At 55.8% G+C, this 24,914-nt stretch carries 24 protein-coding genes and 1 tRNA gene; 19 read left to right on the forward strand and 6 right to left on the reverse strand.

The annotated features are described in order from the left end of the window. Nucleotides 1-419 precede the first annotated feature (419 nt). The 4 genes from rpoE (at nucleotide 420) to H8B20_RS01450 (ending at nucleotide 4,231) form a co-directional block, all read left to right on the forward strand. A complete protein-coding gene (gene rpoE / locus H8B20_RS01435) occupies nucleotides 420-1,001 on the forward strand; it encodes an RNA polymerase sigma factor RpoE/AlgU (RefSeq protein WP_003172477.1) in 582 nt (193 codons plus the stop codon). A gap of 30 nt (nucleotides 1,002-1,031) precedes the next feature. Next, the gene (locus H8B20_RS01440) at nucleotides 1,032-1,619 is read left to right on the forward strand and encodes a sigma-E factor negative regulatory protein (RefSeq protein ID WP_042558067.1); all 588 of its coding nucleotides are present in this window, start codon (nucleotides 1,032-1,034) and stop codon (nucleotides 1,617-1,619) included. Between the two features lie 8 nt (nucleotides 1,620-1,627). Continuing rightward, the gene (locus H8B20_RS01445; protein WP_210622162.1) at nucleotides 1,628-2,593 is read left to right on the forward strand and encodes a MucB/RseB C-terminal domain-containing protein; all 966 of its coding nucleotides are present in this window, start codon (nucleotides 1,628-1,630) and stop codon (nucleotides 2,591-2,593) included. Between the two features lie 207 nt (nucleotides 2,594-2,800). Beyond that, a complete protein-coding gene (locus H8B20_RS01450; protein ID WP_042558069.1) occupies nucleotides 2,801-4,231 on the forward strand; it encodes a DegQ family serine endoprotease in 1,431 nt (476 codons plus the stop codon). 80 nt (nucleotides 4,232-4,311) lie between these two features. Here the strand turns inward: H8B20_RS01450 and H8B20_RS01455 are convergent, their stop codons facing one another. Then, the gene (locus H8B20_RS01455) at nucleotides 4,312-5,745 is read right to left on the reverse strand and encodes a M48 family metalloprotease (protein WP_210622163.1); all 1,434 of its coding nucleotides are present in this window, start codon (nucleotides 5,743-5,745) and stop codon (nucleotides 4,312-4,314) included. Nucleotides 5,746-5,844: 99 nt separating this feature from the next. Here H8B20_RS01455 and H8B20_RS01460 point away from each other — a divergent pair, with 99 nt between their 5' ends. After that, nucleotides 5,845-6,084: a sulfurtransferase TusA family protein gene (locus H8B20_RS01460; protein ID WP_042558071.1), complete on the forward strand. Its 240-nt coding sequence runs from the start codon at nucleotides 5,845-5,847 to the stop codon at nucleotides 6,082-6,084. Between the two features lie 31 nt (nucleotides 6,085-6,115). After that, on the forward strand, nucleotides 6,116-7,186 hold the full coding sequence (locus H8B20_RS01465; RefSeq protein WP_042558072.1) for an AI-2E family transporter: 1,071 nt from the start codon (nucleotides 6,116-6,118) through the stop codon (nucleotides 7,184-7,186). A 109-nt stretch (nucleotides 7,187-7,295) separates the two neighbouring features. Here H8B20_RS01465 and H8B20_RS01470 read toward each other — a convergent pair whose 3' ends face one another. Further along, complete coding sequence (locus tag H8B20_RS01470) at nucleotides 7,296-7,769, reverse strand: peroxiredoxin (RefSeq protein WP_047300075.1); 474 nt, start codon at nucleotides 7,767-7,769, stop codon at nucleotides 7,296-7,298. Between the two features lie 10 nt (nucleotides 7,770-7,779). Continuing rightward, nucleotides 7,780-8,340, reverse strand: coding sequence for a glycine cleavage system transcriptional repressor (locus H8B20_RS01475; RefSeq protein ID WP_047300076.1), 561 nt, complete (start codon nucleotides 8,338-8,340; stop codon nucleotides 7,780-7,782). Nucleotides 8,341-8,677: 337 nt separating this feature from the next. Here H8B20_RS01475 and dapA point away from each other — a divergent pair, with 337 nt between their 5' ends. From dapA to H8B20_RS01515, 8 genes are all read left to right on the forward strand, one after another. Further along, nucleotides 8,678-9,556: a 4-hydroxy-tetrahydrodipicolinate synthase gene (gene dapA / locus H8B20_RS01480; RefSeq protein WP_042558075.1), complete on the forward strand. Its 879-nt coding sequence runs from the start codon at nucleotides 8,678-8,680 to the stop codon at nucleotides 9,554-9,556. A gap of 17 nt (nucleotides 9,557-9,573) precedes the next feature. Beyond that, nucleotides 9,574-10,689: an outer membrane protein assembly factor BamC gene (gene bamC, locus H8B20_RS01485; RefSeq protein WP_210622164.1), complete on the forward strand. Its 1,116-nt coding sequence runs from the start codon at nucleotides 9,574-9,576 to the stop codon at nucleotides 10,687-10,689. Nucleotides 10,690-10,693: 4 nt separating this feature from the next. Continuing rightward, nucleotides 10,694-11,455, forward strand: a complete 762-nt coding sequence (locus tag H8B20_RS01490) for an MBL fold metallo-hydrolase (RefSeq protein ID WP_042558077.1) — start codon at nucleotides 10,694-10,696, stop codon at nucleotides 11,453-11,455. A gap of 28 nt (nucleotides 11,456-11,483) precedes the next feature. Then, nucleotides 11,484-12,197: a phosphoribosylaminoimidazolesuccinocarboxamide synthase gene (purC, locus tag H8B20_RS01495; RefSeq protein ID WP_210622165.1), complete on the forward strand. Its 714-nt coding sequence runs from the start codon at nucleotides 11,484-11,486 to the stop codon at nucleotides 12,195-12,197. Nucleotides 12,198-12,280: 83 nt separating this feature from the next. Further along, nucleotides 12,281-12,370 (forward strand) — tRNA-Ser (locus tag H8B20_RS01500). Nucleotides 12,371-12,865: 495 nt separating this feature from the next. Next, on the forward strand, nucleotides 12,866-13,861 hold the full coding sequence (locus H8B20_RS01505; RefSeq protein WP_150594574.1) for a glycosyltransferase family 2 protein: 996 nt from the start codon (nucleotides 12,866-12,868) through the stop codon (nucleotides 13,859-13,861). Between the two features lie 138 nt (nucleotides 13,862-13,999). Then, complete coding sequence (locus tag H8B20_RS01510) at nucleotides 14,000-14,413, forward strand: GtrA family protein (protein ID WP_210622166.1); 414 nt, start codon at nucleotides 14,000-14,002, stop codon at nucleotides 14,411-14,413. 66 nt (nucleotides 14,414-14,479) lie between these two features. Further along, nucleotides 14,480-17,059 (forward strand): hypothetical protein, encoded by a 2,580-nt coding sequence (locus H8B20_RS01515; RefSeq protein ID WP_210622167.1) that lies wholly within the window; start codon nucleotides 14,480-14,482, stop codon nucleotides 17,057-17,059. Between the two features lie 184 nt (nucleotides 17,060-17,243). Here the strand turns inward: H8B20_RS01515 and H8B20_RS01520 are convergent, their stop codons facing one another. Beyond that, nucleotides 17,244-17,435, reverse strand: a complete 192-nt coding sequence (locus H8B20_RS01520) for a YegP family protein (RefSeq protein ID WP_150597308.1) — start codon at nucleotides 17,433-17,435, stop codon at nucleotides 17,244-17,246. Nucleotides 17,436-17,682: 247 nt separating this feature from the next. On the opposite strand from H8B20_RS01520, the gene H8B20_RS01525 reads away from it, so the two are divergent. Both H8B20_RS01525 and H8B20_RS01530 read left to right on the forward strand, forming a co-directional pair. Next, nucleotides 17,683-18,603: a LysR substrate-binding domain-containing protein gene (locus tag H8B20_RS01525; protein WP_047300083.1), complete on the forward strand. Its 921-nt coding sequence runs from the start codon at nucleotides 17,683-17,685 to the stop codon at nucleotides 18,601-18,603. Between the two features lie 70 nt (nucleotides 18,604-18,673). Then, the gene (locus tag H8B20_RS01530; RefSeq protein WP_047300084.1) at nucleotides 18,674-19,033 is read left to right on the forward strand and encodes a 5-carboxymethyl-2-hydroxymuconate Delta-isomerase; all 360 of its coding nucleotides are present in this window, start codon (nucleotides 18,674-18,676) and stop codon (nucleotides 19,031-19,033) included. Here the strand turns inward: H8B20_RS01530 and H8B20_RS01535 are convergent. Both H8B20_RS01535 and H8B20_RS01540 read right to left on the reverse strand, forming a co-directional pair. Continuing rightward, on the reverse strand, nucleotides 19,030-19,965 hold the full coding sequence (locus H8B20_RS01535) for a LysR family transcriptional regulator (RefSeq protein WP_210622168.1): 936 nt from the start codon (nucleotides 19,963-19,965) through the stop codon (nucleotides 19,030-19,032). The genes H8B20_RS01530 and H8B20_RS01535 overlap by 4 nt on opposite strands. A gap of 185 nt (nucleotides 19,966-20,150) precedes the next feature. Continuing rightward, on the reverse strand, nucleotides 20,151-21,335 hold the full coding sequence (locus H8B20_RS01540) for a cyanate transporter (RefSeq protein ID WP_210622169.1): 1,185 nt from the start codon (nucleotides 21,333-21,335) through the stop codon (nucleotides 20,151-20,153). A gap of 312 nt (nucleotides 21,336-21,647) precedes the next feature. Here H8B20_RS01540 and H8B20_RS01545 point away from each other — a divergent pair, with 312 nt between their 5' ends. The 3 genes from H8B20_RS01545 (at nucleotide 21,648) to H8B20_RS01555 (ending at nucleotide 24,850) form a co-directional block, all read left to right on the forward strand. After that, nucleotides 21,648-23,297: a phosphoethanolamine transferase gene (locus tag H8B20_RS01545; protein ID WP_210622170.1), complete on the forward strand. Its 1,650-nt coding sequence runs from the start codon at nucleotides 21,648-21,650 to the stop codon at nucleotides 23,295-23,297. A 129-nt stretch (nucleotides 23,298-23,426) separates the two neighbouring features. Beyond that, nucleotides 23,427-24,560, forward strand: coding sequence for a ribonuclease D (rnd, locus tag H8B20_RS01550; RefSeq protein WP_210622171.1), 1,134 nt, complete (start codon nucleotides 23,427-23,429; stop codon nucleotides 24,558-24,560). Next, entirely contained in the window at nucleotides 24,557-24,850 is a 294-nt protein-coding gene (locus H8B20_RS01555) for a YcgL domain-containing protein (RefSeq protein WP_042558092.1), read from the forward strand. The genes rnd and H8B20_RS01555 overlap by 4 nt, the downstream gene beginning before the upstream one ends. Nucleotides 24,851-24,914 lie beyond the last annotated feature (64 nt).

Here is a 24,914-nt window from a genome sequence, read left to right on the forward strand (position 1 = left end):
TACTGTGACGGAAAAAGCCGGGTACTTCGTCGGAAGAATTTTTCCTCGGTTTCGGGGGAAGGCGACTGTATCGGCGCTGAAACAGCCTTTTTCCGTCCAGTGTTGCCCAATGTCGGGCAGGTGCGGCTATAAATAATTGGAACTTTTGCCAAAGGCCCAAGATCAATAGACCGTGCCAGAAAAAGGGACAGTGTCGGGTTCAGTGAGGAATCTGCGATCTGGGTTTCTACCGGCGAAATCGATGACAAGATTATTCGCGCAGCCGGTTTATCCCGCGCTGCGTTTTTCGTGCGTGCCAAATCAGAGCCCGCAGGAAACTTGCTTGGAGGGGGAGAACTTTTGCGAAAAGCCCGAGTCTATGTTTGCAAGTCTGGTCGTTTAGTTATGCAAGTCTCCTCCGGGCCTATCGAGGAGTGTTCATGCTAACCCAGGAAGAGGATCAGCAGCTGGTCGAGCGCGTTCAACGTGGCGACAAGCGAGCTTTCGATCTGCTGGTGCTGAAATATCAGCACAAAATTCTCGGGTTGATCGTGCGTTTTGTGCACGACACCCATGAAGCCCAGGACGTAGCTCAGGAAGCCTTTATCAAGGCGTATCGAGCACTTGGAAACTTTCGCGGTGACAGTGCGTTTTATACGTGGCTGTACCGTATTGCCATCAACACGGCAAAGAATTACCTCGTTTCACGCGGCCGTCGGCCGCCGGATAGCGATGTAAGTTCTGAAGATGCAGAGTTCTACGACGGCGATCATGGCCTCAAGGATCTCGAATCACCAGAACGAGCACTGTTGCGGGATGAGATCGAAGGCACCGTCCATCGAACCATTCAGCAACTACCAGAGGATTTGCGTACGGCTTTAACTTTACGTGAATTCGATGGTCTGAGTTACGAGGACATTGCGAGCGTCATGCAGTGTCCGGTGGGTACCGTGCGCTCCCGGATTTTCCGCGCTCGGGAAGCCATCGATAAAGCCCTGCAGCCGTTGTTGCAGGAAAACTGAGACAGCGGCGACAGCCAAGAGAGGAACGCCATGAGTCGTGAAGCCCTGCAGGAATCGCTGTCCGCAGTGATGGATAACGAAGCGGACGAACTGGAATTGCGTCGAGTGATCAATGCGCTGGACGACGTTGAAACCCGTGAAACCTGGGCTCGTTACCAGATCGCTCGGGCAGCCATGCACAAGGATCTGCTGCTGCCACGTCTGGATATCGCTGCGGCAGTGTCTGCTGCGCTGGAAGACGAAACGGCTCCGGCCAAAGTATCTCGCAGCCCATGGCGCAACCTCGGCCGTCTGGCTGTTGCAGCCTCGGTAACTGTTGCCGTTCTGGCTGGTGTTCGCCTGTACAACCAGGACGAAATTGCCGGTGTTGAACTGGCCCAGCAATCCAACCAGCCAACTCTGGCCACTCCACAGGTCAAAGGCCCGGCTGTTCTGGCAGGCTACAGCGAGAGCTCCGAAGCTACCGGCCCTATGGCCAACGGTGTATTGCAAGGTCAACCGGGTTGGCATGATCAGCGTCTGCCAAGCTACCTGCGCCAGCATGCTCAGCAAGCTGCGCTCAAAGGTACTGAAAGCGCGTTGCCTTATGCACGTGCCGCAAGCCTGGAAAACCAATAAGGAGGATCATGCGCGCCATACCTCTACTTTCGCTTCTGCTCAGTGGCTGGTTCGTTGTTCCAGCCCACGCTGATGAGGCTCAGGACTGGTTGATCCGTCTGGGCCAGGCCGAGCAGCAGCAAAGCTTTCACGGTACTTTCGTTTACGAGCGTAACGGTAGTTTTTCTACCCATAACATCTGGCATCGTGTCCAGAATGGTCAGGTTCGCGAGCGTTTGCTTCAGCTCGACGGTTCAGCACAGGAAGTCGTGCGCATTGATGGACATACTCAATGCGTCAGCGGCACCCTGATTGCAGGACTGGGAGATTCTCCGAACGCTGCCGCTCGTCCTCTCGATCCCAAAAAGCTGAAAAACTGGTATGAACTTGCCGTTGTTGGCAAGTCGCGTGTGGCTGGTCGAGACGCAGTGATCGTATCGCTGACGCCTCGTGACCAGCACCGTTACGGCTTTGAGTTGCACCTGGACAAGCAAACCGGTTTGCCGTTGAAATCGTTGCTGTTGAACGACAAGGGGCAATTGCTCGAACGTTTCCAGTTCACCAGCCTCGATACTGACAATGTCCCGACGGATAAAGACTTGCTGGCAGATGCCGACTGCAAGGTTATTACCCTCGACAGTGACAAGGCGTCTGCCGTCAAGACTGCTCAGATGTGGCATTCGGACTGGCTACCGCCCGGGTTCGAACTGACCAGCAGCACGTCGCACAAAGACCCCAAAACCAAGGTTCAGGTTAACAGCCTGATGTATGACGATGGCCTGGCGCGTTTTTCGGTTTTCCTCGAGCCTTTGAATGGCGCCACCGTTACCGACACCCGGACCCAGTTAGGCCCGACTGTCGCGGTATCCCGACGCCTGACGACACCCGAAGGCGAAATAATGGTGACGGTTGTCGGCGAGATTCCGATTGGCACCGCCGAACGAATCGCGCTGTCGATGCGTAATCAAGATGTCTCTGCAACCAGCAAACAGTGAGCTGATTACATTCATTTCCACTTCGGCGTCGAGAGCTGGAAATGTTTGCTGAGCATTTTCATTTGCAAATATTCCAAAAGTTTTTTATAGGTCAGAGCCTCACGGCTCTGGCCTTGTTTGTTGTTCCCGGAACAAAAATGCCGGACGGTGGTTTCCGGTGTTCCTTGCTCCATATCGCTTAACCCTGCTCGTCGTAACGGGAGCTGTATGTCGATACCTAGCTTGAAGTCTTATCTATCCATTTTTGCCACCGTGCTGTTGCTCGGTCAGGCGATCCCTGCTGCGCAAGCGGCCGATCTGCCTGATTTCACCCAACTGGTCGAACAGGCTTCGCCGGCGGTGGTGAACATCAGTACCACGCAGAAACTGCCGGATCGCAAAGTCAACCAGCAGATGCCTGACCTTGAAGGCTTGCCGCCAATGCTGCGCGAGTTCTTCGAACGCGGCATGCCACCACAGCAGCGTTCGCCGCGTGGCGATCGTCAGCGTGAAGCACAGTCGCTGGGTTCAGGTTTTATCATTTCCCCGGATGGCTACATCCTGACGAATAACCACGTGATTGCCGATGCAGACGAGATTCTCGTCCGTCTGGCTGATCGCAGCGAAATGAAAGCCAAATTGGTCGGCACCGATCCGCGTTCCGACGTGGCCCTGCTGAAAATCGAAGGGAAGGATCTGCCGGTACTCAAACTCGGCAAATCCCAGGATTTGAAAGCTGGCCAGTGGGTAGTGGCAATCGGTTCGCCATTCGGCTTTGACCACACCGTTACCCAAGGCATCGTCAGCGCCGTTGGTCGCAGCCTGCCGAACGAAAACTACGTGCCGTTCATCCAGACCGACGTGCCGATCAACCCGGGCAACTCCGGCGGCCCGCTGTTCAACCTGAACGGTGAAGTGGTCGGGATCAACTCGCAGATCTACACCCGTTCCGGCGGCTTCATGGGCGTGTCGTTCGCGATCCCTATTGATGTGGCGATGGACGTTTCCAATCAATTGAAGAGCGGTGGCAAGGTCAGCCGCGGCTGGCTGGGCGTAGTCATCCAGGAAGTGAACAAGGATCTGGCCGAATCGTTCGGGCTGGATAAACCGGCCGGTGCACTGGTCGCACAGATTCAGGATGATGGTCCGGCTGCCAAGGGCGGTCTGCAAGTGGGCGACGTGATCCTGAGCATGAACGGTCAACCGATCGTCATGTCTGCCGATTTGCCGCATCTGGTTGGTGCACTGAAATCTGGCGCGAAAGCCAATCTGGAAGTGATCCGTGAAGGTAAGCGCAAAAACGTCGAGCTGACGGTTGGCGCTATCCCGGATGAAGAAAAAGAGCTGGATGCGTTGCCGAAGTCCGGCGCTGAAACCAGCAGCAACCGCCTCGGTGTTGCCGTGGCCGAGCTGACGGCTGAACAGAAGAAAACCTACGACCTCAAAGGTGGTGTGGTGATCAAGGAAGTGCAGGACGGTCCTGCCGCCCTGATCGGTCTGCAACCGGGTGATGTCATCACTCACCTGAACAACCAAGCCATCGGCTCCAGCAAGGAGTTCGCCGAGATCGCCAAAGCGCTGCCGAAGAACCGTTCGGTGTCGATGCGCGTTCTGCGTCAAGGCCGTGCGAGCTTCATCACCTTCAAGCTGGCTGAATAATCCGGATTGAGCGGTAAATAAAAACCGCCTCGAAAGAGGCGGTTTTTTTATGCCTGAAGCATTTCAATCGCGAAGAAGCGTCAGCCCATCATGTCCTTGACCATGCGCTCCTGCTCCATCAGCTCGCGCTGGCGGGCATCGATCCGCGAGGACAGCGGGAAGTTGCCGCCAGCCTTGCGCTTGGCGAAATCCAGTTGCTGGATCGCCTGACGGTAATCGCCGACCAAGGCAAAGTATTCGGCACGCGCCTGGTGCAGGCCAATGATGTTGCCAGACAAGCCACGGGTTTCGGCAACCTGATACCAGACATCCGGATCATCCGGGCGAGTCTTGAGCAATCCCTCCAGCGCTTTTTCGGCATCCGCCGCGCGGTTCTGCTTGAGCAGAAGATCGACTCGAACCTGATTCAGTGGATAGTTACCGGGGTATTGCGTGAGCATTCGATCAACCCGCGACTGGGCATCGGGCAGGCGATTGTTGGTGATGTCCAGATCGACCTGAGCGAGGTTGTAGATGATCTCGTTCGGCGCTTTGGCCAGTAACTGTTTGAGGTTCTCCCGAGCCTCGTTCAACTGACCGCCCTTGATCTGCGCGATGGCCAGACCATAGCGGGCAACGTCGTTTTGAGGGTTCTCGTCCAGTTGCGCACGGAAACGCTTGGCGCCCAGTCCTGGTGTTTCTTCGTAGATCAACTGCACGCGGGCGCGGATCAGCTGATAACGCTTGGTATCTTCGATGCCACCGGGCCTGGCCTGTTCGGCGCGGTTGCGGGTGTCGGCAATCCGTGATTCTGTCACCGGGTGAGTCAGCAGGAATTCCGGTGGTTTGGCGTCGAAGCGGTATTGACGCATCAAGCGCTCGAACATGGTTGGCATCGAGCGTGGGTCGTATCCAGCTTTTTCCAGATTGAGGATGCCGATACGGTCGGCCTCTTGCTCGTTCTGGCGGGAGAAACGCCGTTGCTCCTGAAGCGCCGCTGCCTGAGTACCGGCAATGGTCGCGATCCCGGCGTCACCGCCACCGGCCGCTGCAATCACGATGCCGGCCAGCAGCGCCGCCATCATCGGCACTTGCATGCGCTGGGAAGCTTCGACGCCGCGCGCAAAGTGGCGCTGCGACAAGTGAGCCAATTCGTGAGCCAGCACCGAAGCGTATTCGCCCTCGGTCTGTGCGTTGAGGAACAAACCACCGTTGACCCCGACCACGCCGCCCGGCGCCGCGAAGGCGTTGAGCTGAGGGCTGTTGATCAGGATGAACTCCAGGCGTCGGTCGCTGACCTGGCTGGTCTCCACCAGCTTGTAAACGCTGGATTCGACATAGTCTTTGAGTTGCGGATCATTGAGCTGTGAAACCTGGCTACGCAACATGGCCAGCCAGGCGCGACCGAGCTGGTATTCCTGTTGTGGCGAGACAATGGCAGAACTGGCGTCGCCGAGTGACGGCAGATCGTCGGCAAAGCCTGGTGAGGCGAGCAGGCAAGCGAGCGTCAGCAGGGTAGGGCGCAGAAAAGTCATGCACAAAGCCTTAGAAGACAAAGACCTTACTGTAGCCGGACACCGGGCTTGCGACCAGATATTCTAGGCTGCTCGACTGACCTGATCCGGAGTGACGCAATGACTGACGCTTTAGCCCATGACGCAGAGCTGGACGCCAGCGGCCTGAATTGTCCATTACCGTTGCTCAAGGCAAAAATGGAACTCAACAAGCTTGCAAGCGGCGCGGTGCTCAAGGTGATCGCTACCGATGCGGGCTCCCAGCGCGACTTCCGCACCTTTGCCAGGTTGGCCGGTCATACGCTGCTGCGCGAAGAAGACGAAGCGGGCGTCTACCGTTACTGGTTGAAAAAAGCCTGAAACCGACAGCGCCAAAACCTAAGGATTATTGATGTTCAAAGTGTTACGCGACTGGATTCAGCGCTACTTCTCCGATGAAGAAGCCGTGGTGCTCGCCGTGCTGCTGGTGCTGGCGTTTACCGCGGTGCTCACCCTCGGCGGCATGCTGGCGCCGGTACTGGCCGGGATGGTGCTGGCATACCTGATGCAGGGCCTGGTGGTGACGCTGGAGCGTCTGCGCGTACCAGGCGCTGTCGCGGTGGGGTTGGTGTTTGCGCTGTTCATGGGAGCGCTGATGCTGTTCATTGTCGTGGTGCTGCCGCTGCTCTGGCACCAGTTGATTACGCTGTTCAATGAGCTGCCGGGCATGCTCGCCAAGTGGCAATCTTTGCTGTTGTTGCTGCCGGAGCGCTATCCGCATCTGGTCTCCGATGAGCAAGTGTTGCAGGCGATCGAGGCGGCGCGCGGCGAGATCGGCAAGTTCGGCCAGTGGGCGTTGACGTTTTCGCTGTCGAGTCTGCCGCTGCTGGTGAACATCATGATCTATCTGGTGCTGGTGCCGATCCTGGTGTTCTTTTTCCTCAAGGATCGGGCAATGATCGGCGAGTGGGTGCGCGGCTATCTACCGCGTGAGCGGGCGCTGATCACGCGAGTGGCGCAGGAAATGAACCGGCAGATCGCCAATTACATTCGTGGCAAAGGCATCGAGATCGTGATTTGCGGCGGTGTGACTTACATCGCTTTCGTCGCACTCGGGCTCAACTATGCCGCGCTGCTGGCGTTGCTGGTCGGTTTATCGGTGGTGGTGCCGTATGTCGGCGCGGTAGTGGTGACCGTGCCAGTGCTGCTGATTGCGCTGTTCCAGTGGGGCTGGAGCGATCAATTCATTTATCTGATGGCGGTCTACGGAATCATCCAGACACTGGATGGCAACGTACTGGTGCCGTTGCTGTTTTCCGAAGCGGTCAACCTGCACCCGGTGGCAATTATTTGCGCGGTGCTGCTGTTCGGCGGGTTGTGGGGGTTTTGGGGTGTGTTCTTTGCGATTCCTCTGGCGACGCTGTTCAAGGCAGTGCTCGATGCCTGGCCGCGTAAGGAACCCGTGGTGGCGCCGTTGCTTTAAAACAAAAGATCGCAGCCTGCGGCAGCTCCACAGTTTTCGGTGTCACCGCACAATATGCGATCGAACATCGAACATGAAGGAGTTGCCGCAGGCTGCGATCTCTTGATCCTCAGGCTTTATTCAGCGCTTGAGCAGCAGCCAAAACCGCATCGACATGGCCCGGCACCTTCACGCCACGCCATTCCTGGCGCAGCACGCCGTCCTTATCAATCAGGAACGTGCTGCGATCAACACCCAGGTATTCCTTGCCGTAAAGCTTCTTGAGCTTGATCACGTCGAACAACTGGCAGACAGCCTCGTCCTTGTCGCTGATCAGCTCGAACGGAAACTCCTGCTTGCCCTTGAAGTTTTCGTGAGACTTCAGGCTGTCGCGGGAGATACCGAAGATTTCCGTGTTGGCGGCCTTGAACGCCGCGTACTGATCACGAAAGCCCTGACCCTCGGTGGTGCAGCCCGGGGTGCTGTCCTTCGGATAGAAGTAGATCACCACTTGCTTGCCCTTCAGGGCAGACAGGCTGACGGTTTGCCCGCTGGTGGCAGGTGCTTCGAAATCCGCAACCGGTTGGTCGATGACAACGGCCATGAAAGTTTCCTTACATTGGGTTTTGTGGGCGCCAGGGTTCGATCAGGGCATCGAGGTTCATGGCGTCTGAGAAATCCAGGAACTGATCACGCAGCCAACTGATCTGGGTGCCGGCCGGCAGGGTCACGGTGAATGTGGCGTTGAGCATGGTGCCACCGGTCTGTGGTGCCTGATACGTGTCGCACGTCAGGTTTTCCAGTTCGACATTGTGATCCATGAAGAACTGGCACAGCTCATTGATGATGTCCGGACGATACGCGGAGCTGACGTAAGCCACGTATGGCAGCGCCTGCGGACGGTTCTCCAATGGTGCGCTGCGCACCACGTTGACGGTGAACGCGTGCTTCTTGGCGAGACCTGACAGGCTGCCTTCCAGGCGTGCGAGGGCGTCCCAGCTGCCAGAGATTTCGAGAATCAGCGCGCTGCACTCGCCATGGCGGGTCAGGCGGGAAGTAACCACGGCGCAGCGATTTTCATGGCTGGCGCGGCACAGGACGTTAGTCAGCTCCATGGGGTTGGCGCCGAGGGCACTGATGACAAGGAATTGTTCGCGAACTGTGGGGGTGGACATGCAGCATTCCTAAAGCGATGAGCGGTCGGTAGGTTTACGGGCGTTGATCGCCGCAGAGTGCCCGTGTGCCCATTAAGGCTGTCCGTTCAGAAAGCCCCGGCAAGCGCTCGCGGCTCGCTCCACTCAACGGGAGCGCGTCGATGCGACGCTGGAACGGGGCCTGGGAGGCCGAAAAGGGAGGCTGAAACCCGGCGTACAAGCTGATCAGTACCGATCAAAGCCTGAAGGGTAGCGAAAAGCGACGCCAAGGGGAATGGCGGCAGCGCAGTACTTTGCTTGTGCAAGCATCTTGGCGCCAGTACCATTACCGCTCTCTTTTTCCGGCAGGAGCGGTTTCATGATTGCGGGCAGTATGGTGGCACTGGTCACTCCCATGGATGCACAAGGGCGTCTTGACTGGGACAGCCTCAGCAAACTCGTGGACTTCCACCTCAAGAACGGCACCCATGCCATTGTCGCGGTCGGTACTACCGGCGAGTCGGCAACCCTTGATGTAGAAGAACACATCGCCGTCATCAAAGCCGTGGTCAAACAGGTTGCAGGCCGTATTCCGGTCATCGCCGGCACCGGCGCCAACTCGACTCGCGAAGCCGTCGAGCTGACCCGCAACGCCAAGGAAGCCGGCGCCGATGCCTGCCTGCTGGTCGTTCCGTACTACAACAAGCCGACTCAGGAAGGCTTGTATCAGCATTTCAAACACATCGCTGAATCGGTCGACATCCCACAGATTCTCTACAACGTTCCTGGCCGCACGTCTTGCGACATGCAGGCCGAGACCGTGATTCGCCTCTCCACAGTGCCGAACATCATCGGCATCAAGGAAGCCACCGGCGACCTGGTTCGTGCAAAAGCGATCATCGATGGCGTGAGCAAGGATTTCATCGTGCTGTCCGGCGATGATCCGACCGCCGTCGAGCTGATCCTGCTGGGCGGCAAGGGCAATATCTCGGTTACTGCCAACGTCGCTCCGCGCGAAATGGCTGATCTGTGCGAGGCCGCGCTCAAGGGCGACGCCGAGACCGCACGGGCCATCAACGAAAAACTGATGCCGCTGCACAAAGACCTGTTCATCGAAGCCAACCCGATTCCGGTGAAGTGGGCTTTGGTTGAAATGGGCCTGATGCACGAAGGCATCCGCCTGCCACTCACCTGGCTGAGCACTCCTTGTCATGAAACGCTTCGCTCGGCCCTGCGCCAGTGCAGCGTCCTGGTTTAATTGAGGAAGTACAACGCATGAAGCGAATGGCCGGACTTTCCGCACTTGCCTTGATTATCTCCAGCACCAGCGGCTGCGGATGGGTCTGGGGGCCGGAAGGTTATTTCCGCGACCGTGGTAGCGATTACCTGCAAGCGCAACAGACTGCACCGATGCAACTGCCTGCGGACGTCAGCACTTCCAAGCGTCTGGATCCGCTACTGCCGATCCCGCGCAACGTCGCTGACGACACCGCCAAGGGCGAGTACGTGGTTCCACGTCCTCAGCCGTTGTCAGCCGTTGTCGATGCCAGCGACTACTCGCTGCAGAAGAGTGGCGATACCCGTTGGGTCGTGGCCCAGCATCCACCTGCCGAAGTCTGGCCAGTGGCTGTGCAGTTCTTCCAGGACAACGGTTTCCGTCTGGATGAACAGCGTCCGCAAACCGGCGAATTCACCACCACCTGGCAGCATTCCGACGAGCTGTCGGCAGCAATGGCCAAGCGCCTGAGCGCAGCCGGCGTCAACACCGACAGCGAAACCCGCGTTCGTGTGCGGATCGAGCCAGGCGTGCAGCGCAACACCAGTGAAATCTACGTCGTCAGCGCCGAGCGTCCTGCCGGCAGCAGCGCCGATGTGGCCTTCACCAACCGTTCGGTCAACACGGGTCTGGACGCCGCTCTGGTCGACGACATGCTCGCGAGCATGAGCCGTATCTCTGAGAAGGGCGGTTCGGTGTCGATGTTGGCGTCGCGTGATTTCGATACCCCGAGCCGCGTCAGTCTCAACGAAGACGGCAGCGGTAACCCGGTGTTGAACGTCGGTACCGACCTTGATCGTGCCTGGTCGAGCGTTGGCCGTGCACTGGAACAAGGTGAATGGCGCGTTGAAGACATCAACCGCAGTCTGGGCCTGTACTACATCAACCTGGCCGAAAAAGCCGAGAAGAAAGACGACAAGCCTGGTTTCTTCAGCGGCCTGTTCGGTAGCGCGCCGAGCAAGGAAGAAGTTGAAGCCCGTGCCGAGCGTTATCAGGTTCGCCTGAGCAAGGTTGGCGAGAACATTCAGGTGACCGTCGAGAAAAACATCAACACCGTTGCGCCGGCTGACGTGGCGCGCAAAGTGTTGAGCGTAATTCAGGACAACCTGGGCTGATCACATGCGTTTTGCCGTTCTCGGCAGCGGTAGCCAAGGGAACGGCACGCTGATCGCCAGTGCTGATACGTATGTACTGGTGGATTGTGGTTTTTCCCTGCGGGAAACCGAAAAGCGCCTGTTGCGCCTGGGTGTAAACCCGGCGCAACTGAGCGCGATACTCGTAACCCACGAACATGCCGACCACGTGCATGGCGTGGGTTTACTGTCTCGGCGCTACAATCTGCCGGTCTACCTCAGTCGCGGCACACTGCGCGGGATGCGCAAACCGATTGAGCCCGCAGGCTTTCTGGCCGGCGGCGAGCAACTGCAGATCGGTGCACTGAACATCGGGGTCATTGCCGTGGCCCACGATGCGCAGGAACCGACCCAGTATGTATTCAGTGACATCGAGCAGCGGCGTTTCGGCCTGCTGACCGACCTGGGTTCCTACTGCGAGCGGGTGCTGGAGGGTTATCGGGATCTCGATGCGTTGATGATCGAATCCAACCATTGCCGTGACATGCTGGCCCGTGGTCACTATCCGTACTTTCTCAAGCAGCGGGTGGGCGGCGAGCTGGGACATTTGAACAACCATCAGGCGGCATTCCTGGTGTCCGAGCTGGGCTGGCAGGGGCTGCAACATCTGGTCCTGGCTCATCTGAGCAGCAAGAACAACTTGCCGCAGCTGGCCCGACAATGTTTTGTCGACACCCTTGGGTGCGACCCGGACTGGCTGCAACTGGCCGATCAAGATTCAGGGCTCGACTGGCGCCACATCGCCTAGCCCACCTACTTAGCAAGCGGAGCCCATCATGGAAAAACGTGAAGAACTCTACCGCGGCAAAGCCAAATCGGTTTACAAGACCGACGACGCTGACCGCTTGATCCTGCTGTTTCGCAACGACACTTCGGCGTTCGACGGCAAGCGCATCGAACAGCTCGACCGCAAAGGCATGGTGAACAACAAGTTCAACGCCTTCATCATGCAGAAGCTCGAAGCGGCCGGCATTCCGACCCAATTCGACAAACTGCTGGGCGACAACGAGTGCCTGGTGAAGAAGCTGGACATGATCCCGGTCGAGTGCGTCGTGCGTAACTACGCCGCAGGCAGCCTGGTCAAGCGCTTGGGTGTGGAAGAGGGCATCAAGCTCAATCCGTACACCTTCGAACTGTTCCTGAAGGACGACGCCAAGGGCGACCCGTTCATCAACGAATCCCACGTTGTGGCATTCGGCTGGGGCACCGCCGAGCAACTGGTCCGCATGAAAGAACTTTCGCTCAAGGTCAACGAAGTCCTGAGCAAACTGTTCGACGACGCCGGCCTGCTGCTGGTCGACTTCAAGCTTGAATTCGGCGTATTCAGCGACGGCTCCATCGTTCTGGGCGACGAGTTCAGCCCGGACGGCTGCCGTCTGTGGGACAAGGACACCAAGAAGAAGATGGACAAAGACCGCTTCCGTCAGGGCCTCGGTGGCGTTATCGAAGCCTACGAAGAAGTCGCCAATCGTCTGGGCGTACCGCTTTAATCGACGCAAGCATCTGATAGCACGCAGATTTTTTCGAAAGAGGGTTTGCTTTCGGTAAAAGTGTTGTTATGATGCGCGCCGTTGGAGAGATGCCAGAGTGGCCGAATGGGACGGATTCGAAATCCGTTGTACCTTCACCGGTACCTAGGGTTCGAATCCCTATCTCTCCGCCATACATAGAAAAAGCCCCGTAGCTGAAAAGCTACGGGGTTTTTTTTGCTCGCTTAAAATGTCGGTTGAGCACGTGTGGTGCCCAAGGCTGCAGATTCCCGCTGTGGCACGCCCTCAGCGTCGCGCCCGGGGGGGTGAGTGCTGCATGCCTCGTCGTCGAGCCGCTACATCGTGGAACGATGCCGTGCATTTGAGATGAGTGAGCAGTCGCGAAGCGCAACAGGTTTGAAGGTTGGAATCATGCCTTTGTCGGGTCCAAACGGATGCGTCGATCAGGGAATCGCTTCCTAACAAGCACCTTTTGTGAGTAGAATTGTGCAGAAATATTTAAATAGCTTATCTCGAGTTATGTGTAGAACCAATATCGAGATTACGCTGTTGGATAAGTAAATTGTTATGTGGTTGTTAAATTAATGTACTAAAAATATGAATGGTTTCTGCGTATTTACGCGGTAAATTGATTAATGATTTCTGGCAAAATTGGAATGCTGAACCCTATGAGTTTAAGTGATGCAACTCTAGATCTGTCAATCGTTGTACCGGTTTATCGAAGCGCTAGTATTTTGCCGGTGCTGGTACAGCAGATCCAGGAGTCCATGGACAGAGAAGGTCTTTCAAACAAGTTTGAGCTTATCCTTGTCAACGATGCAAGTCCCGATAACAGCTGGCATGTCATACAGTCTCTGGCTGAAACCCACGAATTTATACGAGGAATTAATCTTCGTCGAAACACTGGGCAGCACAATGCGATTATGGCGGGACTTAATAACGTTCGTGGCCGCATAGTTGCAATCATGGATGATGATCTTCAGCACCCACCAAGCGCCCTGAGTCAGGTGATGCGTGCGGTTGATGATGGATATGATGTTTGTTACACGCGGTATATGAACAGAAAGCATGCGTGGTGGAAGCAAGCGGGTAGTCGCTTCAACGATTTCGTCGCCACACTGCTGTTGGGTAAGCCGCGCGGATTGTATCTTTCTTCCTTCAAGGCGATGCGTCGTGAGATAGTTGACGAAATAACAAAATACGATGGTCCGTATACCTATATAGACGGTTTGATCCTTGACGCAACCCAATCTATTACAGCCATTGATATTGAACACCAGGCCCGACACGAAGGTGAAAGCAACTATAATTTTCGCAGGTTGCTGTCCTTGTGGCTCAAGATGGCGACAAGCTTCTCGATACTTCCTTTGAGATTCGCCACCTACATGGGTTTTGCTTTGGCCGCGCTCAGTATGGTGATGGTGGTTTTTGTAGTGGTAGCGAAGTTGTTGCATCCAGAGTTCCCCCCAGGATGGGCTTCACTGATTGCGGTGGTGCTGTTTATTGGTGGTATTCAAACTTTATGTATTGGCATGGTGGGTGAGTACCTCGGTCGAACTTACCTGAAGCTGAATGGCAGGCAGCAGTTTATTATCGGTGGTACCACTTGGGATAAAAAAACAAGGGTGGTTGTAAGCGAAACTGAACGCTCTCAGAGGTCGTAGATTCGGATTGCAATCACTGTTCATGTCAGATCTTTTTTAGATCTGACTGTGCGTGTTTGCAATAGAAGGGATCGGCTTGCGTAGAGGGCGACAGTTGGTGGGCTTGATATAGGTGTGTTGTAATGGGGGTTTATTTGTATGTCTAAATGGCGCGCTGAATCAGTTTATTTAAAACGCTATGCTGGAAGTGGTGCGTTTAATACGCTGGTCGGTTTTTCAATCATGTTCGCGATGATGTGGGCGGGTTTTTCACCCTTTATCGCTAATATAGTGGGTTATGCTGTAGGTTTTGTGTGTGGCTTCATTTTGTCCAAAAAAATCGTATTCCGTAGCAATGGTAGTTTCGTTGCCGAAAGTATGCGTTACCTGATTGCATTTTTTATTGCATTTCTGTTGAATTTTCTAGTGCTCCATCTTCTGCTGGACAGGTTCGGTGTTCACGCTGTGTTGGCCCAAATTGCCGCAGCGGTATGCTATACAGGTTCCATGTATTGTCTGACTCGTTTATACGTATTTTCTCCAGGTCTCCAGGCGAAGAAGGATGGTGAGTAGTAAGTTTGCTCGTCGGAGGTGCAGGGTTAACAGACTTTTATAACGATTCACAGTGACGGAGTAGGAATGTTTAACAAGAAGTTATCTTTTTTGTACTTATTATTCGGGGTGTGTGTTTTAGGTGGAGTGGCCCTGGTTTTTTATCGCTCAATGGGTGCTCTTCCCTTTACTGCGCGAGCGCTTTTTGTCTGCGTCGTAGTTTTTGTATTCGCCTTTGCCGGATGGTATGCGTCCCAGGCCCTACGGCAATTGGGCAAAGCCAAATATTGGCTGTCTGGCGCCACTCTCCTGTTCGGACTGTTTTTACTGAGTGCCTTCGAGCCCAAATCTCAAAGCATAGAATCTGCCAACGTCAGCTATTCGGATGGCAAGCAGATCGAGAATGTAAAGCCGGAGGTCGTAGACGCGTGGGGGCGTCTGGCTAATGGCTATAATTTGCACCCCGCGTACAGTGATGCTGTAGTTCGAAATGCTTTGGCGGCGACTTTCTTGTCCCAGCCCAAAGAGATCAAGCTCTTGTTCACCAAGCCTTCGTATGCCCTGTATCAATCCGATGGCAAACCAACCCAGAGCGATGGTATCTCGGTCGATCTCAAGGCGTTTGATAAGAATGGTAACCTCGGCTTTTCGAATACCCTGACGATCCCTCAAAAGGATTTCTTGAACAACAAATGGGTTGAAAAATCAGTAAGTATGGACGCGGGGATTGCGTCTGTTCAGGTTACTGTGGGCACGGGACCTCCTGGAAGTACACCATACTTCGATTCGACTGTTGTCGTGTTCAAAATCTCCAGTGGGTATGATTACTTTGAGTTTCTTGGAGTCGTCATTCTCGTCTGCATAGGTTTCTTCGTTGTAGCTTTGTCCCTCGTAATGAATTTTGGCAAGTTTTTCGATGGGTTCAAATCTCGCGGAAAAAAAATATCATTTTTCACCTGTTTTAATTTTCTGCTGTTCTTTGCGTGTCTGGTGCTGGTGGCATATTGGTGTGAAAGTAGATCCGTTTCCGTTTATTATTGGGATTCCCGGAACTACTGGGAGAAAACCGAGGTTCTGTACGAACTGCTAAAAGCCGGTTTGGTTATGCAAGCGATAAGCACGTTTTTGACTGCTTACGCTGGTGAGTATTCCAATCTTCCTGCAGTCGGCCCTGCTCTCCTGAGCTTGATCACAGGCAGTCCGACGCGAGTCAACTATACGCTTTCGATAACCATGCTGTATGCGGTTCCCGCCTATATCATGCTCGCTTATATCGCCAAGTGTCTAGTCAATGGCGGCTCCCTCGCTTATAAAGCAGCCGATAAGAACTGGTGGATTCTCGCGAGCTTTCCTGTTTTCTTTGGTTTGTCCAATTACTTTGGCACAACACTTCTACTGATGCCGGATATTGGCGGTGTCGCCCTGTATGCTGGTGCCTTGCTAAGTGCTTTTACCTTGGTTAAAGCTATTCAGGAGGAAGGGCCGCGGGAGAAGCCGTGGCAGATATCATCAACAATAGTCCGTTCCAGTATCACTCTGGGCACCTTGTTTAGTTTGATGTTTATATTCCGACGCTGGTATATATTTGCAGTCGTTGGAATGGCCGTTGCTGTTCTGATCATTGTCCTGGTAGACATTGTTCGTGCGAAATTCGCGCGCGATATTATTTTTCGGGCGGTCTCGTCAGCGATCCTGATAGCTTTTGCAGTTCTGCCATTTCTGAGTTGGATATTATTCGCGTGGTCGCGGGATTTTGGACAGCACGACTATTCAAATTTGTATGCGTCCTATCGGTTTCCATTAAGCCGTGATATCGAGGTGTTCAAAGTCCTGTTTGGCTTCGCCGTTCCATTGTTATGCATTGTGGGTGGAGTGCTTTTGTACTTCGTGGGCAAAGCAAAACGATTGCTCTTTTTGCTGACCTTCTCGACATGTATGGCGTGGCTGCTTTTTTACTATGTTCAAAGCCCGTCGCGACATCATTTCCTGTTGCTCATGCCGATGTTCGGTGTGTTCCTGGCGGGGCTTTCCATGATTCTGGCGCGTCGTTTTGGATTCATGGCGTCGGTTGGTCTGACCCTGATATTAGTGTTGGGTGGAGGGCTGGCAACTCGGGGCGTGAGCGATAAGTACCATAATTCGTTCTTTGCAAGTTTTAATGACTGGTTGCCCCAGCAGCAAGTGTATAAGGATGGCTATATAGCGCTGTCCCACTGGCTTGTTTCGCCAGACAATGTGCAGAAAAAATTCTGTGTGATCGCATCAGATGGGGCAATCAATCAGGGCATTTTCACAGAGCTTTGGCAAATAATGCCCGGTGCTTCCAAGCATGCTTATGATCAACGTTTAGTATCGTTGGGCCAGGTAGATACGGTTGACGGGCCACCCAAGCCACCTGTCAGGGATTGTGAGATCTTTTTGGTAGGGGTGCCTTTCCTATCGCACCTGCGACCTGGCCAGCAATTCACGCTGGAGATCATTCAGCAAGACATGATCAACGGGACCGGAATAGGCTCAGCTGTGGACCGAACCCCCACGGTATTCCCGATGGGCGATAATGTTGAAATACGTGCCTATCAACGGGTGAGGAATATCACCGATGCGGAGTACGATAATCTCGTAAAGCGCTTCCTGGACAGTAAGACTTCTCAAGAGGCTCAACCTTAGTCAAATGGGGGGTAGACCTTTTATAGAAGGTTCAAGGCAGGCTTTTATCGATTCTTGACCTCTACCTGAAGTGAGCAATGATCCACCGCGAATTGAGACCCGCAGGATAAAACCTGGCGGGTCTTTTTTTGCGCAACCATTCAGCTCGGCACCTTCAGCCACCCTGCTGAATCGACTGGCTTGTTCAGATCTCCTTGATCGGCGTCTCCCCCTGTACACCCTTGATCAACGCGATCACGTGTAAACAATCCGCCTTGTTCACATACGACTCGCCACTGGCGATAGTCTCGTGATTGCCTGCGCGTAACCTCCAGCGCCATTGGCCTTTGCCGGTGCTTGGGGTGCCTCTGGATTGTCTGTAAATCTCGAAATACATTCAGTTCGCTCCATGCGATGTGTTCGTGCGACAGCCTGTTTGGCGCATCGACCCAAGCCTAACGCAGGCGGGTTTTTTGGCCATCGGACATTTGTTTCCAATCATTCTCGAATGTTTCTGAATAGTGCGGACTGGAGCGTAGTCATCGATATCTCATTGAACCGCTACATCGCGGCACAAAGGTTGATGGACGCCAGGCCCAAGGCCTTTCTACACTGCCGGTATTTCGGGGAGCAGGGGGCTATGGATGAACCGCAATGAACTACGCAAGGCTGACATCAACCTGATGGTGGTGTTCGAGACCTTGATGCTCGAACGCAACGTCACCCGCGCGGCGGAAAAGCTGTTTCTCGGCCAGCCGACCATCAGCTCGGCGCTCAACCGATTGCGCACGATGCTCAACGATCCGTTGTTTATTCGCGTCGGCCACCGTATGGAGCCGACGGCCCGCGCCGAAGATATCTTTCGCCACCTCAAGCCTGCGCTGGATTCGCTGTCGGTGGCGCTGAGCCTGACCCGCGATTTTGATCCGGCGGTGAGCACCATGACCTTCCGCATCGGCCTGTCCGATGACGTTGAGTTCGGCCTGCTGCCGCCGCTGTTGCGCGCGCTGCGTCAGGAGGCACCGAGCGTCGTGTTCGTTGTGCAACACGTCGACTACTGGCGGATTCCCGACTTGCTGGCCGCCGGCGATATCACCGTCGGCATCAGCCAGACCCGTGGCCTGCCGGCCAATGCCAAGCGCAAACTGCTGCGGCACATTCAGCCGAGCATCCTGCGTGCCGACGCCTCTGATACACCGCTGACCCTCGATGAATACTGCGCGCGTCCGCACGTGCTGGTGTCCCACACGGCCAACGTTAGCGGCTTCGCCGATGAGTGGCTGGCGGAACTCGGTCGTACCCGTCAGGTGGTGCTGTCGGTGCCGCAATACAGCGCGTTGCCGGCGCTGTTGGCCGGCACCGACCTGATCGCCAGCCTGCCGGACTACACCGCCGCAGCCATGGCCACTTCCGGATTGCTGTTCAAGGAACCGTTCCCGTTCAAGACGCCGACGCTGGACCTTTCGATGGTCTGGCTCAGCCACGTCGACAGCGACCCGGCCGAGCGCTGGTTGCGCTCGCGGCTTGAAGCTTTCATGAGCGAAAGACCTCTGATCCCGGCGTGACCCCAACAAGGGCGCTGCGACTGGCTGTGTTATATGTATGCCCCCCCAACCCGCTGACTGGAGCATCCCCATGCCACACCTGCACATGGAATACACCGCCAACCTGCCGCAGTTGAACGCCGACCTCGCGTTGATCCGGCTAAACAACACGTTGGTGGGTTCCGGTCAGTTCGCCGCCGAGTTCGATATCAAGAGCCGTGCGGTGAAGGTGGAAACCTTCAAGGTCGGCACGGCCATGGGCGAGCGGGCGTTTGTGCATGTGAAGCTGGCGCTGCTCAGTGGTCGTTCGGCGGAGACCAAGAAGCAGCTGTCGCAAAGTCTGCTGGCGGTGTTGCAGGAGCTTTGCGAATGGCCGGCCGGCGTCGAGGTGCAGTTGTGTGTGGAACTGTTAGATATCGACCGCGAGTCCTACAGTAAAGCCGCCATTTAGCCTGCTTCCAGCTCGCTGCACACCTTGATCACTTGCTCGCGCAGCCACACGTTGGCGCTGTCCTGATCGGCGTTCTGGCTCCATTGCATATCGAGGGTGAATCCCGGCAGGCCATTGGGCGCCTCACAGTGATTAAACACCGCATCGTTGGTGAGTAAACGCTGGATGCGCCGGGGCAGGGTGAGGATGAAATCCGTGCCGGTGATCATCTTCAGTGCGGCGCTGTAACTGTTCGAGCGCGCGACGATCTGGCGTTTCTGTGCCTGCCGTGCCAGCCAACCGTCGACCATATTGGTGGTGGACGTCCAGGGTGTCGGGAACACATGCCGCCGCTCGGTGAACGCTTGCAGGCTCAGGCGCGGCTCCAGTGGCGTGGCGCGTTTGTCGAAGACGCAGACCAGGTCATCCTCCAGCAGCATTCGCGATTTCAGGTCAGTGTGGTGGCGGTGAAAATTGGGGCCGAAACTGATCACCAGATCGAGGCTGCCGTCGCGCAATTCGTCGGCCGGGACGTCAGTTTCGAACTTGTGCACGTTGACCATCACCGGCAAGTCATCGAAGTCGAAACGTTTCAACAGGCGCGGCAGAATCAGTTGCTCGAAATATTCCGGTGCGCAGATGTTGAACGTGACCGCTTGCTGGGTCGGGTTGAACACCGGGGCGCCGGCGTGGCAAAGGTTGATACTTTCAAGAATCTTCTGCACATGGCCGTACATGCTGCAGGCCTTGTAGGTGGGGCGCATGCCCGTGCGAGTGTTGATGAATAGTTCGTCTTCGAAACTGGTGCGCAGTTTTTTCAGGCAATAACTGACGGTGGACTGACTGACAAACAGCGTTTCCGAAACATCGGTGACGCTGCTTTGCTCATACACGGCGACAAACACCATGAGATCCTGCATGTCGAGTTTTCGAAGCAAGTTACTGTTCAGCATCCGTACTGTCTCGCTGTGCTCCTTGCGCTGAATACGCGCAAACGTGTGCGAACGATCCTAACGGAACGATGGTTCCAGGACAAAGCCTTGTAGGACATTTCACGGACAGTTGTGGGACAGAAAGTTTTAGTAAGACGACTTCATCAATCAAACCGCTGAAACATGGCCAGAGGCCTCTAGCCCGATCATTGGAACTGGCGTGCGTAATGCCGGGGATCGAAACGCCACACCATGAGAAGCATGGCCACCATCACTGCGGTCAGTGACCACCACGCCCATTCGAAGCTGCCCAGATGATCGCGGATCATCCCCGCCATCAGTGGCGAGAGCCCGGCAATCAGATAGCCGATTCCCTGTACGAAGGCGGTCAGACCTCCGGCGCGCTGCGGGTTGTCGAGGTGATCGAGTGAAACGATCAGGCTCATCGGGAACAAGCCGCCAATCCCCAGACCCAGCAGGCACGGCCATAACAGGCTGAGGTATTGCGGGCTGAGGATCAGTCCACAGAAACCGCCAATGATCAGCCCGAGAAGCGCCATCAGCACCACACGACGATCACGGCTGCGATTGGCGATGGCGGGCACTACCAGGCCGGAAATCACCTCCATGGCGGTCAGAAAACCTAACAACAGCCCGGCGTTTTGTTCGCTCCAGCCTTTTTCAACGTAGTACGGCGCGAGCCAGGCGAGAACGCACGTGTAGGACGCTGTCCCCATTCCGAAGAAGATTGCGAGTAACCAGGCGCGGGAATGTGTGAAGAAGGATTGTTTTCTTACCGCTGGCGCCGAGTCCTGAGGCGTATTCGCCCGCTGTGCCCACCAGAACAACAATGCCAGCAGCGCCAGCCCTGCCCATATCGCCAGACCGACGCGCCAACTGCCAGTGCGTGACATGACCCGTGGTGCAAACGAGGCGGCGATGGCCGCGCCGCCCATGATCGAGGTTACATACAGGCCCATGCACAGCGCCACGTTGTCGGGAAAACGCGACTTGATGAACGCCGGCATCAAGGCCTGAATCAGGGCGATCCCGAACCCGGCGAGCACTGCACTGACAATCAGCTCGGCGGCCGAATCAACAAACAGGCGTGCCACGGTCGCCAGACCAATGATGGCCAGCGACATCAGTACCGTGCGTTGCTCGCCGAGGCGCTGGCTGATGCCCATTGCGAAAAACATCGCCAATCCCATCGCCATGACAGGGAGCATCGTCAGCAGCGAGGCGACGCTGAAACTCAACGCAATTTCGCCACGTATCGCCGATAACAACGGCCCAACTGCTGCCATCGATGGGCGCAGGTTAAGGCCGACCAAGACGATGCCGAGCATCAGCCAGGTTGCGGGGCGGGCGGTGATGCGGACGTTTTCCATGTTCAGACCTTAAAACCGAAGGCTGACGATTAGGCGCGTACTCACCTGACAGGGGCAAATCAGAAAATCCACGACCCCACCTAAAAATCAAATAACCTCGCGCCCCCCTGCAGGAGAATCCTGCGATTCGCTGAACCAGACCTGAACCATTCTCAAATACTTCGCAAGTTTTAGCTTTTAGCCATCAACCAACTAATCGTTATCTTATTTTTCACAAAAAATTGATGGTTGCCTGCTTAAAGTTTGTGCTGTCTGAGTCAATGAACTTTTCACAATTGGCGATGGCACTTCTCTTCAGGAATATTCTTAATCATGTTGAAGTTAAAAGCCGTGCGCCCGGAATGGGTGACGTTGTGTGCCAGTGCGTTTTTTTTAGCTGGATTCAACTTTGTGCTTTGGCAGCACCTGTTCGCGATTACCTCGGCGGATGCCAAGGGCATAGCCCTGCGTGTCGCTTTCGGGGCGATGATCTTCGCGGCCTTCAACATTGTGCTGACCTTCCTGGCGTTTCGCCGAGTCTTGAAACCGGTACTGATATTGCTGTTCCTGATCAGCGCCAGCGTGGCTTATTTCATGAGCCAATACGGTGTATTGATCGATGCGGGAATGTTGCGTAACTTCGCTGAAACCAATGTCACCGAAGTTCGTGATCTGCTCTCTCTAAAGTTGCTCGCTTATATAGTATTTTTAGGTGTGGTGCCGTCCTGGATACTGTGGAAAGTTCCAGTCGACTACCGCCGTTGGCACCGCGAGTTGTTCAGCAAGGTCATTGTAAGCTTTGCCTCAGTGGCGGTCATCGGTGGGGTGGCGCTGGCCAACTACCAGGGTTTGTCATCCTTGTTTCGCAATCACCACGAATTGCGCCTGATGTTGGTGCCGAGCAACTACATTGGTGCATCGGCCGCCTATCTGCGTGAACAAATCGCTTCTGCGCAGCAGCCATTCGTCAAGATCGGCGAGGATGCTCAGCGCGATGTTGCCTTGCAGAATCATCCGCGCAAATCCTTGACCGTATTGGTGGTGGGTGAAAGTGCGCGGGCGGAGAACTTTGGCATTTTGGGGTATGACCGCGACACCACGCCAACACTCGACAAGGAAGCAGGGTTGATTGCGTTTACCGATGTGCATTCCTGCGGCACGGAAACGGCGGTCTCAGTGCCGTGCATGTTCTCCAACATGGGCCGCAAGAACTACGACGCCAGTAAGGCGAAGAATGAAGAGGGTTTGCTGGATGTGCTCAAGCGCGCGGGGATCGACGTGATCTGGCGCGATAACCAGTCCGGCTGCAAAGACACCTGTAATCGCGTCACTGTGCAAGACGTCAGCAACTTGAAAGACCCGACGTTGTGCGCCAACAGCGAATGTCGCGACGAAATTCTCCTGCAAGGCCTGCAGGGTTTTATCGATCATCTGGACAAGGACACCGTGCTGGTATTGCACCAGATGGGCAGTCACGGCCCGGAGTACTTCAAGCGTTATCCGAAGGAGTACGAGCACTTCACCCCGGTCTGTGAAAGTAATGCGCTGAACAACTGCAGCCGCGAAAGTATCGTTAACGGTTACGACAACACGCTGGTGTACACCGACCATGTGCTGTCGAGTCTGATCGATGTGTTGCGCAGCAATCAGGACAAGGTCGATACCGCCATGCTGTATCTGTCTGATCACGGTGAGTCGCTGGGCGAGTACAACCTGTTCCTTCACGGCACGCCTTACATGCTGGCGCCGGAGCAGCAGAAACATGTTGCCATGCTGGCGTGGTTCTCCGACAGCTATCAGAAGTCCTACTCGGTCGACACGCATTGCCTGCAAATGACTCGCGACAAGCCATTGAGCCAGGACAATCTGTTTCATTCGATGCTGGGCCTGCTGGAAGTGCACAGCTCGGTGTATCAGCAGGATCTGGACATGTTCGCGGGCTGCCGTGGCGCGGTGATCGACGGGGTGTTGGCCAAAGAGTGAGCCAGCAGACTCACCTTGTAAGACTATTCTTCCTTCAGGCGGGAGATTTCATCAAGCTCTTGTCCAGTTGAGGCGCGGAAACCGCCAGTGGCGATATATACTGCGCGCCATTCTTCAAGGGAGAGCCGTGTGGCCATCGATATTCACTGGATTCGCGACAACGAAAGCCTCGCGCAATTTTGCGCCGAGTGGCAGCAGCTGCCTTTCGTGGCCATCGACACCGAATTCATGCGGGTCGACACCTTCTACCCGATTGCCGGCCTGTTACAGGTTGGCGACGGCAAACGCGCCTACCTGATTGACCCGCTGAGCATCAATACCTGGCAACCACTGGCCGCACTGCTGGAAAACCCGGCGGTGCTAAAAGTCCTGCACGCCTGTAGTGAAGACCTCGAAGTCCTGTTGCGCCTGACTGGCAGCCTGCCAGCGCCAATGTTCGACACGCAATTGGCCGCCGCTTATCTGAACCTCGGGTTCTCGATGGGTTATTCGCGGCTGGTGCAATCAGTGCTCGGTATCGAACTGCCGAAGGGCGAAACCCGCTCCGACTGGTTGCAGCGTCCGTTGTCCGACACGCAAATCAGCTACGCCGCCGAAGATGCCGTGCATCTGGCGGAGGTTTTCGTACAGTTGCGCCCGAAACTGTCTGACGACAAGTTCGCCTGGGTGCTGGAGGATGGCGCTGAGCTGGTCGCCAACCTGCGTCGCGAAACCGATCCGTACGAGGTTTATCGCGACGCCAAACTGGCGTGGAAACTGTCCCGTGCGCAGTTGGCCGTGCTGCGCGAACTGTGCGCCTGGCGCGAACGCGAGGCCCGGGCCCGCGACCTGCCGCGCAACCGTATTGTCCGCGAGCATTCGCTGTGGCCGCTGGCCCGCACGCAACCGGACTCGCTCAGTGCGTTGGGCAAGATCGAAGACATGCACCCGCGTACCGTGCGTCAGGACGGCGAATTTCTGCTTGATCTGATCAAGCGCTCTGGCAGTGTGGGCCCTGATCAATGGCCGCCCGCTGTGCCGGAGCCATTGCCGATCGAAGCGGCTGCGCTGATCAAGCAACTGCGCGCCCTGGGGCAAGCAGAGGCCGAGCGCCTGGACATCGCCCCGGAACTGATGCTGCGCAAGAAAACCCTCGAAGCCCTGGTCAAAAGCGGCTACCCCGAGGGTCCTTACCAATTGCCTGAGTCGCTGCGTGGCTGGCGCCGCGAACTCATGGGTCAGAAGCTGCTCGACAGCCTGGCCACCGCCGGAGAACAGCCTTGAAACGTATTTGCTCCATTTACCAAAGCTCGAAACGCAGCGGCATGTACCTCTATGTGCTCAAGAGCGATGAGCTTGAGCGTGTTCCGGAAGCCCTGATGCTGGCGTTCGGCAAGCCGAAACACTCGTTCAATCTGGTGCTGTCGCCGGAGCGCAAACTGGCCAGCGAAGATATCGTCGTGGTGCTGGAAAACCTCGACAAGCAGGGCTATCACCTGCAAATGCCACCGGCCGAGGACGAGTACATCGAGCACTTGCCCGAAGAGTTGTTGCGCCGCAACGACCCAATGTGATCGGCGAGGCCCTGTTCTGGGCCTCGTTAACCCTGGAACTGTTTTTAACGCGATGGCCGCGATG

The organism is Pseudomonas sp. P42 (assembly GCF_017973755.1).
Lineage (GTDB): Bacteria > Pseudomonadota > Gammaproteobacteria > Pseudomonadales > Pseudomonadaceae > Aquipseudomonas > Aquipseudomonas iridis.

What these genes read in the sequence shown, in the direction of transcription:
- rpoE (WP_003172477.1), top strand. Translation starts at nt 420, where the DNA reads ATGCTAACCCAGGAAGAGGATCAGCAGCTGGTCGAGCGCGTTCAACGT.
- H8B20_RS01440 (WP_042558067.1), top strand. Translation starts at nt 1,032, where the DNA reads ATGAGTCGTGAAGCCCTGCAGGAATCGCTGTCCGCAGTGATGGATAAC.
- H8B20_RS01445 (WP_210622162.1), top strand. Translation starts at nt 1,628, where the DNA reads ATGCGCGCCATACCTCTACTTTCGCTTCTGCTCAGTGGCTGGTTCGTT.
- H8B20_RS01450 (WP_042558069.1), top strand. Translation starts at nt 2,801, where the DNA reads ATGTCGATACCTAGCTTGAAGTCTTATCTATCCATTTTTGCCACCGTG.
- H8B20_RS01455 (WP_210622163.1), bottom strand. Translation starts at nt 5,745, where the DNA reads ATGACTTTTCTGCGCCCTACCCTGCTGACGCTCGCTTGCCTGCTCGCC.
- H8B20_RS01460 (WP_042558071.1), top strand. Translation starts at nt 5,845, where the DNA reads ATGACTGACGCTTTAGCCCATGACGCAGAGCTGGACGCCAGCGGCCTG.
- H8B20_RS01465 (WP_042558072.1), top strand. Translation starts at nt 6,116, where the DNA reads ATGTTCAAAGTGTTACGCGACTGGATTCAGCGCTACTTCTCCGATGAA.
- H8B20_RS01470 (WP_047300075.1), bottom strand. Translation starts at nt 7,769, where the DNA reads ATGGCCGTTGTCATCGACCAACCGGTTGCGGATTTCGAAGCACCTGCC.
- H8B20_RS01475 (WP_047300076.1), bottom strand. Translation starts at nt 8,340, where the DNA reads ATGTCCACCCCCACAGTTCGCGAACAATTCCTTGTCATCAGTGCCCTC.
- dapA (WP_042558075.1), top strand. Translation starts at nt 8,678, where the DNA reads ATGATTGCGGGCAGTATGGTGGCACTGGTCACTCCCATGGATGCACAA.
- bamC (WP_210622164.1), top strand. Translation starts at nt 9,574, where the DNA reads ATGAAGCGAATGGCCGGACTTTCCGCACTTGCCTTGATTATCTCCAGC.
- H8B20_RS01490 (WP_042558077.1), top strand. Translation starts at nt 10,694, where the DNA reads ATGCGTTTTGCCGTTCTCGGCAGCGGTAGCCAAGGGAACGGCACGCTG.
- purC (WP_210622165.1), top strand. Translation starts at nt 11,484, where the DNA reads ATGGAAAAACGTGAAGAACTCTACCGCGGCAAAGCCAAATCGGTTTAC.
- H8B20_RS01505 (WP_150594574.1), top strand. Translation starts at nt 12,866, where the DNA reads ATGAGTTTAAGTGATGCAACTCTAGATCTGTCAATCGTTGTACCGGTT.
- H8B20_RS01510 (WP_210622166.1), top strand. Translation starts at nt 14,000, where the DNA reads ATGTCTAAATGGCGCGCTGAATCAGTTTATTTAAAACGCTATGCTGGA.
- H8B20_RS01515 (WP_210622167.1), top strand. Translation starts at nt 14,480, where the DNA reads ATGTTTAACAAGAAGTTATCTTTTTTGTACTTATTATTCGGGGTGTGT.
- H8B20_RS01520 (WP_150597308.1), bottom strand. Translation starts at nt 17,435, where the DNA reads ATGTATTTCGAGATTTACAGACAATCCAGAGGCACCCCAAGCACCGGC.
- H8B20_RS01525 (WP_047300083.1), top strand. Translation starts at nt 17,683, where the DNA reads ATGAACCGCAATGAACTACGCAAGGCTGACATCAACCTGATGGTGGTG.
- H8B20_RS01530 (WP_047300084.1), top strand. Translation starts at nt 18,674, where the DNA reads ATGCCACACCTGCACATGGAATACACCGCCAACCTGCCGCAGTTGAAC.
- H8B20_RS01535 (WP_210622168.1), bottom strand. Translation starts at nt 19,965, where the DNA reads ATGCTGAACAGTAACTTGCTTCGAAAACTCGACATGCAGGATCTCATG.
- H8B20_RS01540 (WP_210622169.1), bottom strand. Translation starts at nt 21,335, where the DNA reads ATGGAAAACGTCCGCATCACCGCCCGCCCCGCAACCTGGCTGATGCTC.
- H8B20_RS01545 (WP_210622170.1), top strand. Translation starts at nt 21,648, where the DNA reads ATGTTGAAGTTAAAAGCCGTGCGCCCGGAATGGGTGACGTTGTGTGCC.